This window comes from Streptomyces africanus (assembly GCF_002150735.1).
Taxonomy (GTDB): domain Bacteria; phylum Actinomycetota; class Actinomycetes; order Streptomycetales; family Streptomycetaceae; genus Streptomyces; species Streptomyces africanus.
The window spans coordinates 13,736-27,948 of the sequence record NZ_MUKA01000310.1; the positions used below are offsets into that span (position 1 = coordinate 13,736).

The following is a 14,213-nucleotide window of genomic DNA, read 5'->3' on the forward strand; positions in this document are numbered from 1 at the left end:
ACCCCGCGACGGGTCACAGCAGCCCGAGCTGGGTCACGAGCATCGCGACGACCACGACGAGGGTCCAGCCCATGACATGCTCGAAGATCTTCGGGCCGTCGTCCTGAGGACCGCCGGTGCGGACGCCGGCTGCGGTGACTGAGTGCGCGGTCATGAGTTCTCGCTGATTCGTGATGCGGACGGACTTCCCCCCGAGGGTCAGTCCACTGAAGGCCTGTCCACTTTGCCATCGGGAGCGGCTTGCGTGGCCGAGAGCTTGGTCACACGCGCACGCCCACGGCGGTCAGCGCCTTGCGCTGGGCCGCGGTGGGGCGGGCCGGGAAATACAGGTAGCAGACGCCGCCGGTACCGGAGACGACCTTGCCGGAGGCGTTGTACCGCTTGGTCCGCAGCCAGATGTTCTCCCACTCCCGCCGCCGGTAGACGCGTCGCACGGCCTCGTTGGTCTCGGAGAAGGGATCGTTCGCGATCACGTCGCCCTCGGCGGTGAAACCGATGACGGTCATCAGGTGCCCGGCGGTGCCGTACCCGGCGCCCGCCAGCTCCTCCTTCAGAAAGGACTGGGAGGTGATGGCCGGGATGCCCGCCGCGATCAGCGTCTCCAGGTCGGTGAGCGAGCCGAGCCGGGTGACCACTGCCTGGAGGTCCTTGAACGTGGCCGCGTAGGCGGCGTTGAAAGGCCAGTTGCCGCAGCCGGCGTACTGGTAGTCGTAGGCGAAGCGGGCCGCGTGGCACACCTGGGGATCGGCGTACGACGGATCCACCCAGGCCAGTTGCTCCGGGGTGAGCCGGCCGCCCCAGTACTCGATGATCATCTGGGAGGAGGTCGGACTGCACCAGGCCTCGCCGCCGTTGTCGTACTCGGGGTACTGGCCCTTGTGGATCTCCTGCGAGTACCGCGGGACGGCCAGCTCCCCGGCGAAGCCGGGCACGGACGCCGGGACGGTGAACCGGTCGGGCACGTCGGAGCCCATCGCGCCGAGCCGCCACACGGTGGGCGTGGCCTCGGTGCCGGGCCTGCGGTAGAGGGTGAGGCGCAGCCGGTACGAGGCCAGGCGCAGGCCCGTCGACGGGTCGTCGATCGCCAGGGTGTCGGTCCAGACGGTGCTCTTGCCGTCGCTCTGGTCGTCGACCGAGGTGCGCCGGATGTCCTGGTCGCCGGCCGCCCAGCGGCCCATCACGTACCAGGGCGTGCGGGTGCCGTCGGTGTAGGTGGCCTTGATCTCCGCCTGGAGCCACGTGCCGGCCGGGGTGTGCGCGTTCCAGGAGACGATCGCCTCCGTCGCGGGGACGGCGAGCCGGTGGGCCGGGGACGTCCAGGTGCCGAACTCCCAGCGGGCGGTGGTGCCGGTGTGCGGGTCCGTGTAGCCGGTGGTTCCGGCGGGCTTCGCGATCGCCACGCCCGGGCGGGCGCCCGCGACGGCACGGGTGCCGTGGGCGGTGCCGCCGCGCCAGTCGCCGTGCGAGGTCCAGGCCCGGTTGTCCACGGTCCGGGCCAGGGCCGCGCGGGCGGGTTCGGCGGTGTCGGCCGGCATGGGCTCCTCGGTGTCGGCGGCCGCCGGGCCCGCGCCTGCCGTGACGGCGGCGGCGACCGCGGCGGTCAGGACGGCTCTGCGGGACGGCTGTTCGGCTCTGCGCATGGCGGGGACCCCCGGAAGTCGGAGTCGGACAGGGGCGGAGCAGGTCCGTTGCACGGTCGGTCGCACACGTGCGGACGCCCCCCCCTGGGGGCAGCGCACATGTATGCGCCACATAGGAGCACAGCCCGCCGGGTCCCGCCAGCACTTCGGCCCGCGCCACGCCCACCAATATTGGCGTCGACCACTGGCGGGCGCCGCGGACACCGTCGTTAGAGTGCTGAGCGAGATGAATCCGCCCTTCCGCCCCGTACCGGGGCCCGCCGTCCTCGACCTGGCCTCCCGGATCCGCCGCCTCCAGCCCTCCTGCGGCCCGGTCCGCCTCGTCGGCGTCGACGGGCACGCCGGCTCCGGAAAGACCACGTTCGCCGGGCGGTTGGCCGAGGCGCTGGACGGCGCGCCGGTGCTGCGCCTCGACGACATCGCCACCCACGACGAACTGTTCGACTGGACCGGACGCCTGCTGGAGCAGGTGATCGAGCCCCTGGCCCAGGGCCGGACCGCGCACTACGCCCCCTACGACTGGCGAGCCCGCCGCTTCGGTACGCCGCGCCCCCTGCCGCCCGCTCCCGTGGTTCTCGTGGAGGGCGTCGGCGCGGGGCGCCGGGCACTGCGGCCCCGCCTGGCCCTGCTGCTGTGGATGGAGCTGCCCCCTGCGCAGGCATGGGCGCGGGGGCGTTCACGGGACGGGGAGGAACAGCGGGAGTTCTGGGACGCATGGGTACCGGCGGAACGCCGGCATTTCGCCGACGATCCCTCGCGGCCGTTCGCCGACCTTCTGGTACGCCAGCGAGAGAAGGGGTATGAGGTGCTTCCGGGACCTGGTGGGGCGGTTGGACCGGACCAGCCCCTCACGCACGGTGACGGACCGCCCGCAGTGTGCTGAACTTGTGAAGGGCCTTGCGGGACAACTTGCCGGAGTGCTTCAACTCGGCTTGACCGGGGGCCCGTACAGGTCTTACGTTCTCAATGTGCGGCCATTCGGCGCCGCCCACAGACGCGAAGCCCCCGGTTGTTCCCCCGTGATCGGGGGCTTCGTTCTGTCTTCTTACTGTTTTCCGGGCGCCGCGCGGTGCCACGTGCTCACCCTCGGTCACCGTGCGGGAGTGTGCCGCATCCGCTCCCACCTCGCCGAACGCCCCGTACGGCACCCTACGGGGGCGCCGCCTGCGCAGGTACGATGCCCTCGTTGCGACCTACGGACGGTTGCTTCGCACACCTTGCAACTCCGGTCCGTGGCACAGCGGTTCGAGCAGGGCAGCCGGCCGGGGGACGGCTCGTTGGCATACCGACGGGGGCACGGTTCGTGGGGGACGTGATGGACTTCGGCACGCAGGGCCCGCAGGCCCCGGCCGACCTCGCCTGGCTGCGAGGCGTGGACGCCTACACCATGGGCGCCTATCCGCAGGCGGAGGAGGAGTTCCGCGCCGCCGTGCGGATGGACTCCGGGATGTCCGACGCCTGGCTCGGGCTGCACGCGCTGCGCGTCGACACGACGACCGCGCTGCTCAGGATGTTCCGCCACCGGGACCGCTTCGGCGAGCAGCGCACCCGCTACCGTCGCGCCCTCAACTCCTGGTACTGGCTGGGCTGGTGGGTGCAGCCCGTGCTGGAGAGCCCCCGCGATCTGCTGCTCGCGCACGCCTCCCACTGGCTGGACGGCCGCCACGTCCCCGAGCTGGACCGCGCCCTCGCCGGGCTGCCGCCGGTGGACACCGACGCCCAGGTCCGCTTCCTGCACGCCTGCCGCGCCTATCTCGTCAAGGACTGGGAGCAGCTGGTCCGGCACACCGACCCGCTCCTCGACGATCCGATGCTCGGCATCGAGGCGGGCCTGTTCGGCGGCATGGCCCGGGTCCGTCTGGAGATGTACGGGCAGGCCGAACCACTGCTGTCCGCCGCGCTGATGCGCTGCCGCAGCGAGCAGCCCCAGCGCAAGGAACTGCGCTACTGGCTGGCCCGGGCGCACGAGGGCACCGGCCGCAGCGCCGCCGCGCTCCCCCTGTACCGGGCCGTGCACCGCGTCGATCCGGCCTTCATGGACACCGCGGCCCGGCTCGCCGCGATCGCCGAGGGCGACGGCTACGACGAGGCCACGGACCTCGCGGCGATCACTCTCACCGGCGCAGGCCAGGACGCCGCGGACGGACCGGACGGATTCGACCCGCTCTTCGGCGCCGAGGGCCGTGACCTGAGACTGCCCGATCCCGAAACGCCCGCCTCGACTCCCCTGCCGCCGGTGGCCGACCCCGCGGTGCGCTCGCGGACCGGCCCGGCCCCGTCGCTGCCCGCCGGTCCCACCGACCCCGTGTTACTCGAGGAGGCGCTCGCCGAGCTTGAGCGCATGGTGGGTCTGGAGCCGGTGAAACGCCAGGTCAAGGCGTTGTCGGCGCAGCTGAACATGGCCCGGCTGCGGGCCGGGCAGGGCCTGCCGGTCCAGCCGCCGAAACGCCACTTCGTCTTCTCGGGCCCCTCGGGCACCGGCAAGACCACCGTCGCCCGCATCCTCGGCCGCGTCTTCTACGCGCTCGGCCTGCTCGGCGGCGACCATCTCGTGGAGGCCCAGCGGGCCGACCTGGTCGGCGAGTACCTCGGGCAGACCGCCGTGAAGGCGAACGAACTGATCGACTCGGCGCTCGGCGGGGTGCTCTTCGTCGACGAGGCGTACTCGCTGTCCAACTCGGGCTACGGCAAGGGGGACGCGTACGGCGACGAGGCGCTCCAGGTGCTGCTGAAGCGGGCGGAGGACAACCGCGACCATCTCGTGGTGATCCTGGCCGGCTACCCCGAGGGCATGGACCGCCTCCTCGCCGCCAACCCCGGACTGTCCTCCCGCTTCACCACCCGCGTCGACTTCCCCTCCTACCGGCCCCTGGAACTTACCGAGATCGGCAAGGTGCTCGCCGCGGAGAACGGCGACCTGTGGGACGAGGAGGCCCTCGACGAGCTGCGGTCGATCGCCGGGCATGTGGTGGACCAGGGGTGGATCGACGAGCTGGGCAACGGGCGGTTCCTGCGGACGCTGTACGAGAAGAGCTGCGCGTACCGGGATCTGAGGTTGTCCGTCTGTCCGGGGGCGCTGGGCAGGGAGGACCTGGCGACGCTGCGGTTGCCGGATCTGATGCAGGCGTACGGAGAGGTGCTGTCCGGGCGGGGGCCGCAGGATCCGCCCGGACTGTGAACCGGCCGAGTCTGCGGGCAGTCGTGCCTCCCCCAGTGCCTTAAGGGCCTGGGAGGTGCCCCCAGGACGGCACGGGTGGGCGCAGGCGGCACCCCGCCACGCCGGGCTGCGCCCCCACCCGGCCCTGGCCTACGTCGCCAGTACCTCCTCGCCCGACCTCGGCTCGGTCAGCCGCACCTCCCGCACCTCCCGGTGCGCGGGATCCCGCACCTCCCCCACCAGCAGCTCCAGCACATCCTCCAGCGCGACCAGCCCGAGCACCTTCCCGGACCCGTCCGCCACCTGGGCCAGATGCGTCGCCGCCCGCCGCATCACGGTCAGCGCGTCGTCCAACGGCAGCTCGGACCGCAGCGTCGTCATGGACCGCCACAACTGCTGCGGCACGGCCCGGTCCGAGTGCTCCAGGTCCAGGACGTCCTTGACGTGCAGGTAGCCCATGAACACACCGTTCTCCGCGACGACCGGGAACCGGGAGTACCCCGTGCGGGCGGTGAGCTCGACGATGCGGCCGGGGGTGACCGACGGGCTGACCGTCACCAGTGACTCGCGCTTGAGCAGGACGTCCGTCACCGGCCGGGAGCCCAGCTCCAGCGCGTCCTCCAGGCTTTCGGCCTCCTCGGGGTCGAGCAGGCCCGCCTGGCCTGCGTCCTCCACGAGCCGGTTGAGCTGCTCACTGGTGAAGACGGCCTCGACCTCGTCCTTGGGCTCGACGTGGAAGAGCCGCAGGATGCCCTGGGAGACGGCGCCGAGCGCGGCGGTGATCGGCTTGCAGAAACGGGCGAACCAGACCAGGCCCGGGCTGAGCCACAGCGCGGCCTTCTCGGGGGCCGCCATCGCCAGGTTCTTCGGCACCATCTCGCCGATGACGAGGTGGAAGAAGACCACGGCGGCGAGGGCGATGACGTAGGTCAGCGGGTGGATCATGCCGTGCGGCAGGTGGATCCACTCGAAGACCGGCTCCAGGAGGTGCGCGACGGTCGGTTCGGCGACCGCCCCGAGGGTGAGGGAGCAGATCGTGATGCCGAACTGGGCCGCCGCCATCATTTGCGGCAGCCGCTCCAGGCCGTAGAGGACCTGCCGGGAGCGGGCCGTGCCGAGGGGTTCGATCTGACTGCGGCGTACGGAGACGAGCGCGAACTCGGCGCCGACGAAGAAGCCGTTGAGAAGCACCAGGAGCGCGGCGAAGGTCAGTTGGAGCAGGCTCATCGGGCGGCCTCCATCACGGCGACAGGGACCGTCCTGACCAGGCGGACCCGCTCGGCGCGGTAGTGCCCGACCTGGCGTACCGACAGCCGCCAGCCGGGCAGTTCCGCCTTGTCGCCGACGGCCGGGATGCGGCCCAGCAGGTCGGCGATCAGACCCGCGACGGTCTCGTACGGGCCTTCGGGCACGTCGAGGCCTATGCGCTGGAGCATGTCGACCCGGCAGCTGCCGTCGACGTCCCAGGCGGGCCTGCCGTCCTCCGGCGGCGCGGAGGCCAGCTCGGGCAGGTCGTGTCCGTCGTGCTCGTCGCGGACCTCGCCGACGATCTCCTCGACGATGTCCTCCAGTGTGACGACACCGGCCGTGCCGCCGTACTCGTCGACGACGACCGCGATGGGCTGCTCGCTGCGCAGGCGGGCGAGCAGCGGCCGCACGGGCAGGGTCTCGGGGACGAGCAGCGCCGGGCGGGCGATGCGGCCGGCGGACGTGCGCAGCCGGTCCCGCACGGGCACGGCCAGGGCGTCCTTGAGGTGGACCATGCCGACGACCTCGTCGATCCTCTCCCGGTAGACGGGGAAGCGGGACAGGCCCGTGGCGCGGGTCAGGTTGACCACGTCCTCGGCGGTGGCCGAGGACTGCAGGGCGCTGACCTTCACGCGCGGCGTCATCACGTGCTGCGCGGTCAGCTCGCCCAGCGACAAGGTCCTCACGAAGAGGTCGGCCGTGTCCTGTTCCAGGGTGCCGGCCCGGGCCGAGTGGCGGGCGAGGGAGACGAGCTCGCCGGGGGTGCGGGCGGAGGCCAGCTCCTCGGCGGGCTCGATGCCCAGGGCGCGCACGAGCCGGTTCGCGACAGCGTTGAGGCCGGCGATGACCGGCCGGAACAGAGTGGCGAAGACGTGCTGCGGGCCGGCGACGAAGCGCGCGACCTGGAGCGGCCTGGAGACCGCCCAGTTCTTGGGCAGGAGCTCGCCGATCACCATCTGCACGGCGGAGGCCAGCAGCATGCCGACGACGACCGCGACACCGGAGACGGCTCCTTCGGGGACGCCGATCGAGGTGAACGGGCCGTGCAGCAGCTCGGCGAGCGCCGGTTCGGCGAGCATGCCGACGACGAGGGAGGTGATGGTGATGCCCAGCTGGGTGCCGGAGAGCTGGAAGGACAGCTCCTTGAGCGACTCGACGACGCGGTGGGCGCGCCGGTCGCCCTCGGCGGCGGCCTTCTCGGCCTCCGGCCGCTCGACCGTCACGAGTCCGAACTCGGCCGCGACGAAGAATCCGTTGGCCAGAATCAGCAGGAACGCGGCTGCCAGAAGCAGCAGGGGGATGGTCATGATGCCGCCGCCTCCGCACGGTCACGGACACGGTCCGCGCTATGTCGGCAGGGGGCGGCGCAGGTACTGCAGGACGATCCGTCCATCGCCGGGGGGGGTCACTCCTCGGTTAGCAGGAGCCCCGGGCGCACCGGGCGGGGCGACAGGGGCGAAGGCGCATCCGTTCGCGCCTCCGCCAACAGATTAATCAAGACACGGCCCGGTGCGGCAGTGGCGGCGACCCTGGGGATCCCCCGAGTCAGCCCTGAGGCCGCTCGGGGTCCGCGACGGAACGGGCCTCGGCGAGCGCCCGCAGGGCCCTGGCGTCGGCGATCGCGCGCTGCCGGGCGATGCCCGGCTGGATGCCCAGGGCGGGCAGGCTGGTGCCGTCGCTGAGGTTGAGGAACACCCAGGGGTCGCCGGGCCGGAGGGTCACCTGAAGGATCTCGGCCCATTCCAGCCGGCGCTTGTTCGTGAGGTTGACCACAGTGACGCCGGACTCGTCGGCGACGACCTTGGGACGCGCCAGCAGAAGCAGCACCGCGTCCAGCAGGAGCGCCGTGACGATGAAGCTGAGGCGCTCGGCGGGGCTGAGCTGCTTCAGCAGCATGGCGACGGCCGTGATCACCACGAAGATCGCGACGGCGGCACTGAGCAGCACCGCGCGGGTGCTGCCCGGCCGGAAGGTGACGGGCAGGGTGGGCAGCTCGGACATCAGTGCGCGCCCCTCACAGACGGCAGGCGTGGATGGCCGTGGTCAGGATGGCCCGGGCGCCGATGTCGTACAGGTCGTCCATGATCCGCTGCGCCTCCTTGGCCGGGACCATCGCGCGGACGGCGACCCAACCCTCGTTGTGCAGCGGGGACACGGTCGGCGATTCCAGGCCGGGGGTGAGGGCGACGGCCTTCTCCAGCTGCTCGACGCGGCAGTCGTAGTCCATCATCACGTACGTCCGGGCGACCAGGACGCCCTGGAGACGGCGCAGGAACTGCTGCACCTTGGGGTCGTCGCCGTCCGCGCCGGTGCGGCGGATCACGACGGCCTCGGACTGCATGATGGGCTCGCCGACGACCTCCAGGCCCGCGTTGCGCAGCGAGGTGCCGGTCTCGACGACGTCCGCGATGACCTGGGCGACGCCGAGCTGGATGGCGGTCTCGACGGCGCCGTCCAGGTGGACGACGGAGGCGTCGATGCCGTGCTCGGCGAGGTGGGCCGCGACGATGCCCTCGTAGGAGGTGGCGACGGTCTTGCCCGCCAGGTCCGCCAGGCCGCTGATGGTGCCGGGCTTGCCGGCGTAGCGGAACGTGGAGCGGGCGAAGCCGAGGGCGAGGATCTCTTCCGCGTCGGCGCCCGAGTCGATGAGCAGGTCCCGGCCGGTGAGGCCGATGTCCAGCTGGCCGGAGGCGACGTAGATCGCGATGTCGCGGGGGCGGAGGTAGAAGAACTCGACCTCGTTGGTCGGGTCGACGATCCGCAGTTCCTTGGACTCCCGGCGCTGCTGGTAGCCGGCCTCATGCAGCATCTCCGCCGCAGGGCCTGACAGGGAACCCTTGTTGGGGACGGCGATGCGCAGCATGAGGTCGGCTTCCTTTGCGTGGGTGTCTTACGGGAACGGTGCGGCTTACAGGTGGGCGTAGACGTCGTCGAGGGAGATGCCGCGGGCGACCATCATCACCTGGACGTGGTACAGCAGCTGCGAGATCTCCTCGGCGGCCGCCTCCTTGCCCTCGTGCTCGGCGGCCATCCAGACCTCGGCGGCCTCTTCGACGACCTTCTTGCCGATGGCATGGACGCCCTTCTCGACCAGTTCTGCGGTGCGGGAAGTGGCGGGGTCGCCATGGGCGGCCTTGTGCTGGAGCTCGGTGAAGAGCTCCTCGAACGTCTTCTTGGACATGGTGACGCTCAGCCTATGCCACAGGTGCCTTTCGTCAGCGCCAGGGTTCGGATACTGAGCGGAGGGTGGCCGCGGTCGCCACCGCCGCCGTCACCGCCTCGTGCCCCTTGTCCTCGTTGGAGCCCTCCAGGCCGGCGCGGTCCAGGGCCTGCTCCTCCGTGTCGCAGGTCAGCACGCCGAAGCCGACGGGGACGCCGGTGTCGACGGAGACCTGGGTGAGGCCCTGGGTCACGCCCTGGCACACGTACTCGAAGTGGGGGGTGCCGCCGCGGATGACGACGCCGAGGGCGACGATCGCGTCGTAGCCGCGGCCCGCGAGGACCTTGGCGACGACCGGGAGCTCCCAGCTGCCGGGGACCCTGAGAAGGGTCGGCTCGTCGATTCCGAGGTCGTGCAGGGCGCGCAGGGCGCCGTCGACCAGACCGTCCATCACCTTCTCGTGCCACTGCGCCGCGATGACGGCGACCCTGAGGTCACCCACATTGCGTACGGACAGCTCCGGTGCACCCTTGCCGCTCACGTCTCTCCCTTTGTGCTCTGTTACTGGTTGCCGCAGGCCGGCACGGTGGTCGTGTCCAGCCAGGGCAGGTCGTGGCCCATCCGGTCCCGCTTGGTGCGCAGGTAGCGGAGGTTGTGCTCGCCGGCGCTCACGGGCATCGGCACGCGCGTCTTCACCACGATGCCGTGGCGGGTGAGCGCGTCGGTCTTGTCGGGGTTGTTGGTCAGCAGGCGGACGCCGCGCACGCCGAGGTCGGCGAGGATCTGGGCTCCGGCGGCGTAGTCGCGGGCGTCGGCGGGCAGGCCGAGTTCGAGGTTGGCGTCGAGGGTGTCGCGGCCGCGCTCCTGGAGTTCGTAGGCGCGCAGCTTGGACATCAGGCCGATGCCGCGGCCCTCGTGCCCCCGCAGGTAGACCACGACTCCGCGGCCCTCGGCCTGGATACGGGCCAGCGAGGCGTCGAGCTGGGGGCCGCAGTCGCAGCGGGCGGAGCCGAAGACGTCGCCGGTGAGGCATTCGGAATGGACGCGGACGAGGACGTCCTGGCCGTCGCCGATCTCGCCGTGCACCAGGGCGACGTGCTCGACGCCGTCGACCGTGGAGCGGTAGCCGTAGGCCGTGAAGGTGCCGTGCTCGGTGGGCAGTTGGGTCCTGGCCTCGCGGCGGACGGTGGGTTCGCTGCCGCGGCGGTAGGCGATCAGGTCCTCGATGGAGATGATCGTCAGACCGTGCTTGCGGGCGAAGGGGATCAGCTCGGGCAGGCGCAGCATCGTGCCGTCCTCGCCGGCGATCTCGACGATCGCGCCGGCCGGGCGCAGACCCGCGAGGCGGGCGAGGTCGACGGCGGCCTCGGTGTGGCCGTCGCGCGCCAGGACCCCGCCGGGCCGGGCACGCAGCGGGAAGATGTGGCCGGGGCGGACGAAGTCGTCGGGCTGGGCGGCGCCGTCGGCGAGCAGCTGGAGGGTGGTGGCGCGGTCGGCGGCCGAGATGCCGGTGCCCACGCCGTGCGCGGCGGAGGCGTCGACGGAGACCGTGAACGCGGTCTTCATCGACTCGGTGTTGTCCTCGACCATCTGCGGCAGGCGCAACCGGTCGAGTTCGTCGCCCTCCATGGGCGCGCAGATCAGGCCGCGGCACTCGCTCATCATGAAGGCGACGATCTCGGGGGTCGCCTTCTCGGCGGCGACGACGAGGTCGCCCTCGTTCTCCCGGTCCTCGTCGTCGACGACCACGACCGGGCGGCCGGCCGCGATGTCGGCGATGGCCTGCTCGACCGGGTCGAGGGTGAGGTCCTCGAAGCCGTCGGTGCCGTACAGGATCGGTGCCGTGCTCATGCCGGCGCTCCTTCCAGTGCGGGCTGCGCTGCGGCGCGGGAGCGCAGCCACCAGTCGCGCAGGCCCCACAGGACGAGCGCGCCGTAGATGACGTAGACGAAGCCGGAGAAGGCGAAGCCGTTGGCGAAGTTCAGCGGGACGCCGACCAGGTCGACCAGCAGCCAGGCGAACCAGAACTCGACCATGCCTCGGGCCTGGGCGTACATCGCGACGATCGTGCCGACGAAGATGTACGCGTCCGGCCAGGGGTCCCAGGACAGGGCCGGGAAGACCGTGAACAGGCCGCCGACCGCGAGAGTGCCGAGGGCGGCGGCGCCGGCCAGCACCCCGCGCTCGCGCCAGGTGGCGAACCGTACGGCGATGGAGCCGTCCTGGGCCTGCTGCCGGCCGCGGTTCCACTGCCAGAAGCCGTACGTGGCGACGAGCATCACGACGACCTGCTTGCCGGCGCTGCCGGAGAGGTGGGCGGTGGCGAAGGCCGCGAAGAGGATCAGGCCGGAGACGAACTGGGCGGGCCAGGTCCACAGGGAGCGGCGCCAGCCGAAGGCGAGGCCGATCAGGCCGATCACGTTGCCGATCATGTCCGACCACTTGATGTGCTGGCCGAAGAGCGTGAACGCCTCGGAGTTGAGCCAGTTCACTTGGCCGCCCCCTGCGCACGGTCGCCCAGCATCCGCTCGACGTACTTGGCGATGACGTCCACCTCGAGGTTGACCGGGTCGCCGGGCTGCGTGTGGCCGAGCGTGGTCAGGTCGAGGGTGGTGGGGATGAGGCTGACGGTGAAGTAGTCGGGGCCGGCGTCGACGACGGTGAGGCTGATGCCGTCGACGGTGATGGAGCCCTTCTCGACGACGTACCGGGTGAGGTCCGCGGGGAGGGAGATCTTCACGATCTCCCAGTTGTCGGACGGCTTGCGCTCCAGGATTGCGCCGGTGCCGTCCACATGGCCCTGCACGATGTGCCCGCCGAGGCGTTCACCGACGGCCATGGGGCGTTCGAGGTTGACGCGGGAGCCGGCCTGGAGCGCGCCCAGGCTGGAGCGGTTGAGGGTCTCGGCCATCACGTCGGCGGTGAACTCGTCGCCCTCGTGGTCCACGACCGTGAGGCAGACGCCGTTGACGGCGATGGAGTCGCCGTGTTTCGCGCCCTGGGTGACGACGGGGCCTCGCAGGCGGAAGCGACAGGCGTCGTCGAGGGTCTCGACGGCGGTGACCTCGCCCAGCTCTTCGACGATTCCGGTGAACACTTCCCGGGTCCTCCTGCCTCTTCGGGCACGGACTCCGGGGCTGTCGATGACGACAGGTGATACGAGCGAGGACATTGGGAACGACGCCGGACGGAGTCCGCCGCGAGGACGGATCTTCGGCGGCGCGCATGTATGCCCGCTCGCCGCGCACTGCCTCCCATCCGGACTTTAACCGTCGGTCCAGGAATTTCACCTGGTCAACCGGCCGCTGGAGGCGACCGGGTCGCGGACTGTAACCGCCGGTTCGGACTTTCACCGACCCCGGAGTGCGCTGCTACTGATACATGCCTAGTCTGCCACGCCTGATCGATGTCCAGACGGGCGATCGGTGTGGGGTGCCTCACAGAACGTGTCGCCGCCCTTCCTGAACGCGACGGGGCGGTGCAACTCCGGTGCGTGCGCCCGCCCTTGTCCGGCGGTCCTCGCGTTGGTACACACCTATTGACGCTGTGGTCTAGTCCTTTCTAGGGTCGTGCGCAGGCTGCGCAGACCGGCCCGGCGGCGGTGACGACGGCCCTTGCCCGCCGTCGGGCCTTCCCACGCCGGACGGACGGTGTTCTGGCAGGGTGAGGCGTATGACCACCGCGCTCGCCGACGAGTTCGAGACCCACCGGCCCCGGCTGTTCTCGCTCGCCTACCGGCTGCTGGGCTCCGCCGAGGAGGCGGAGGACGCGGTCCAGGACGCGTATCTGCGCTTCAGCGGCGCGGACCGGAACGGGATCGAGCATCCGGCGGCCTGGCTCGCCAAGGTCGTCACCAACCTCTGTCTGAACCGGCTGACCTCCGCCCGCGCCCGCCGCGAGCGGTACGTCGGCACCTGGCTGCCCGAGCCGGTGGTGACCGCTGACGGCACGCTCGGGCCCCTGGAGTCGGCCGAGCAGCGGGACGCCGTGTCGATGGCGATGCTGGTGCTGCTGGAGCGGCTCACGCCGACCGAGCGGGCGGTGTACGTGCTGCGGGAGGCGTTCGGCTACGGGCACCGGGAGATCGCCGGGGTGCTGGATCTGAGCGAGGCCAACTGCCGCCAGCTGTACCGGCGGGCCGTGCAGCGGGTGGGTGAGCCGCAGGCCCGGTTCGAGCCCGCGTCCGAGCAGCAGGAGGAGCTGGTCACGTCGTTCATCACGGCGGCCCGCGACGGTGACCTGGCCGGGCTGGAGAAGCTGCTCGCGGCCGACGCGACCTGGTGGAGCGACGGGGGCGGGAAGGTCACCGCGGCCCGGTGGCCGATCGAGGGCGGGCCCAGGGTCGCCCACTTCCTGGCGGGCGGAGGCCCGAAGTTCACGGTGGGCCTCGAGTTCACCGTCGTCGAGGTCAACGGTGCGACGGGGCTTGCCACGTGGACGGGCGACACGCTCGTCGGCCTGGCGGCGTTCGAGGTGCGCGACGGGCTGATCGCGGGTGTGCGGGCCGTGGTCAACCCGGAGAAGCTGACGTTCGCACGGCGTCAGCTCAGCCGGGCGTAGGGCCGCCGGGCGGGTCGCGGGATCGTGGGCGGGGTGCGGGGGGGGGCCGGGCGCGGGTTGCCGGGCGCGGGGCGTGGGGCGTCGAGCGCAGGGCGTCGGGCGCAGGGCGCGGGACGGCGGACGCCGGGCGCGGGACGCCGGGCGCCGGGCGCAGGGCGCAGGGCGCGGGACGTGGGGCGTCGGGCGCGGGACGCAGGGCGCCGGGCCGCGGTGACCTTCCCGCCCCCGTCGCTCCACCAGGTCGCGTCGGCCGCGAGCAGCTTCTCCAGCCCGGCCAGGTCACCGTCGCGGGCCGCCGTGATGAACGACGTGACCAGCTCCTCCTGCTGCTCGGACGCGGGCTCGAACCGGGCCTGCGGCTCACCCACCCGCTGCACGGCCCGCCGGTACAGCTGGCGGCAGTTGGCCTCGCTCAGATCCAGCACCCCGGCGCTCTCCCGGTCCCCGT

The 14,213-nt window shown here is 71.8% G+C and carries 14 protein-coding genes, 1 pseudogene and 1 riboswitch; of the genes and pseudogenes, 3 read left to right on the forward strand and 12 right to left on the reverse strand.

Translation table 11 applies throughout. The features are described 5' to 3' along the window. Positions 1-13: 13 nt before the first annotated feature. Both CCL05_RS44220 and CCL05_RS32820 read right to left on the reverse strand, forming a co-directional pair. On the reverse strand, positions 14-154 hold the full coding sequence (locus tag CCL05_RS44220; RefSeq protein ID WP_107400544.1) for an SCO1431 family membrane protein: 141 nt from the start codon (positions 152-154) through the stop codon (positions 14-16). 106 nt (positions 155-260) lie between these two features. Next, the gene (locus CCL05_RS32820) at positions 261-1,640 is read right to left on the reverse strand and encodes a peptidase C39 family protein (RefSeq protein ID WP_086564312.1); all 1,380 of its coding nucleotides are present in this window, start codon (positions 1,638-1,640) and stop codon (positions 261-263) included. 226 nt (positions 1,641-1,866) lie between these two features. On the opposite strand from CCL05_RS32820, the gene CCL05_RS32825 reads away from it, so the two are divergent. Together CCL05_RS32825 and CCL05_RS32830 are read left to right on the forward strand one after the other, a co-directional pair. Further along, positions 1,867-2,523 carry a uridine kinase family protein gene (locus CCL05_RS32825; RefSeq protein ID WP_086564313.1) on the forward strand — a complete coding sequence of 219 codons (657 nt, stop codon included), beginning with the start codon at positions 1,867-1,869 and terminating at the stop codon, positions 2,521-2,523. A gap of 432 nt (positions 2,524-2,955) precedes the next feature. Further along, the gene (locus CCL05_RS32830; protein WP_086564314.1) at positions 2,956-4,818 is read left to right on the forward strand and encodes an AAA family ATPase; all 1,863 of its coding nucleotides are present in this window, start codon (positions 2,956-2,958) and stop codon (positions 4,816-4,818) included. Positions 4,819-4,947: 129 nt separating this feature from the next. Here the strand turns inward: CCL05_RS32830 and CCL05_RS32835 are convergent, their stop codons facing one another. The 9 genes from CCL05_RS32835 to CCL05_RS32875 form a co-directional block, all read right to left on the reverse strand. Next, complete coding sequence (locus CCL05_RS32835) at positions 4,948-6,024, reverse strand: hemolysin family protein (protein ID WP_086564315.1); 1,077 nt, start codon at positions 6,022-6,024, stop codon at positions 4,948-4,950. Continuing rightward, the gene (locus tag CCL05_RS32840; protein ID WP_086564316.1) at positions 6,021-7,352 is read right to left on the reverse strand and encodes a hemolysin family protein; all 1,332 of its coding nucleotides are present in this window, start codon (positions 7,350-7,352) and stop codon (positions 6,021-6,023) included. The genes CCL05_RS32835 and CCL05_RS32840 overlap by 4 nt, the downstream gene beginning before the upstream one ends. A gap of 238 nt (positions 7,353-7,590) precedes the next feature. Continuing rightward, on the reverse strand, positions 7,591-8,046 hold the full coding sequence (locus CCL05_RS32845; protein ID WP_086564317.1) for a PH domain-containing protein: 456 nt from the start codon (positions 8,044-8,046) through the stop codon (positions 7,591-7,593). A 13-nt stretch (positions 8,047-8,059) separates the two neighbouring features. Continuing rightward, complete coding sequence (hisG, locus tag CCL05_RS32850) at positions 8,060-8,908, reverse strand: ATP phosphoribosyltransferase (RefSeq protein WP_020273518.1); 849 nt, start codon at positions 8,906-8,908, stop codon at positions 8,060-8,062. Between the two features lie 45 nt (positions 8,909-8,953). Beyond that, on the reverse strand, positions 8,954-9,226 hold the full coding sequence (locus CCL05_RS32855; protein ID WP_010046365.1) for a phosphoribosyl-ATP diphosphatase: 273 nt from the start codon (positions 9,224-9,226) through the stop codon (positions 8,954-8,956). 34 nt (positions 9,227-9,260) lie between these two features. Further along, positions 9,261-9,746, reverse strand: a complete 486-nt coding sequence (ribH, locus tag CCL05_RS32860) for a 6,7-dimethyl-8-ribityllumazine synthase (RefSeq protein ID WP_010046367.1) — start codon at positions 9,744-9,746, stop codon at positions 9,261-9,263. A 20-nt stretch (positions 9,747-9,766) separates the two neighbouring features. Further along, positions 9,767-11,056, reverse strand: coding sequence for a bifunctional 3,4-dihydroxy-2-butanone-4-phosphate synthase/GTP cyclohydrolase II (locus CCL05_RS32865; RefSeq protein ID WP_086564318.1), 1,290 nt, complete (start codon positions 11,054-11,056; stop codon positions 9,767-9,769). Beyond that, positions 11,053-11,697, reverse strand: a complete 645-nt coding sequence (locus tag CCL05_RS32870) for a nicotinamide mononucleotide transporter family protein (RefSeq protein ID WP_086564319.1) — start codon at positions 11,695-11,697, stop codon at positions 11,053-11,055. Before CCL05_RS32870 ends, CCL05_RS32865 begins: the two co-directional genes overlap by 4 nt. Beyond that, positions 11,694-12,302, reverse strand: a complete 609-nt coding sequence (locus CCL05_RS32875; RefSeq protein ID WP_086564320.1) for a riboflavin synthase — start codon at positions 12,300-12,302, stop codon at positions 11,694-11,696. The genes CCL05_RS32870 and CCL05_RS32875 overlap by 4 nt, the downstream gene beginning before the upstream one ends. A 143-nt stretch (positions 12,303-12,445) precedes the next feature. Continuing rightward, a riboswitch (FMN riboswitch) is annotated at positions 12,446-12,576 on the reverse strand. A gap of 301 nt (positions 12,577-12,877) precedes the next feature. Here CCL05_RS32875 and CCL05_RS32880 point away from each other — a divergent pair. Further along, positions 12,878-13,765, forward strand: a complete 888-nt coding sequence (locus CCL05_RS32880) for an RNA polymerase sigma-70 factor (protein ID WP_086564321.1) — start codon at positions 12,878-12,880, stop codon at positions 13,763-13,765. On the opposite strand, the pseudogene CCL05_RS46570 reads toward CCL05_RS32880, so the two are convergent. Continuing rightward, a pseudogene (locus CCL05_RS46570) lies at positions 13,747-14,213 on the reverse strand (hypothetical protein); the annotation flags it as partial. The gene CCL05_RS32880 and the pseudogene CCL05_RS46570 sit on opposite strands and share 19 nt — an antisense overlap.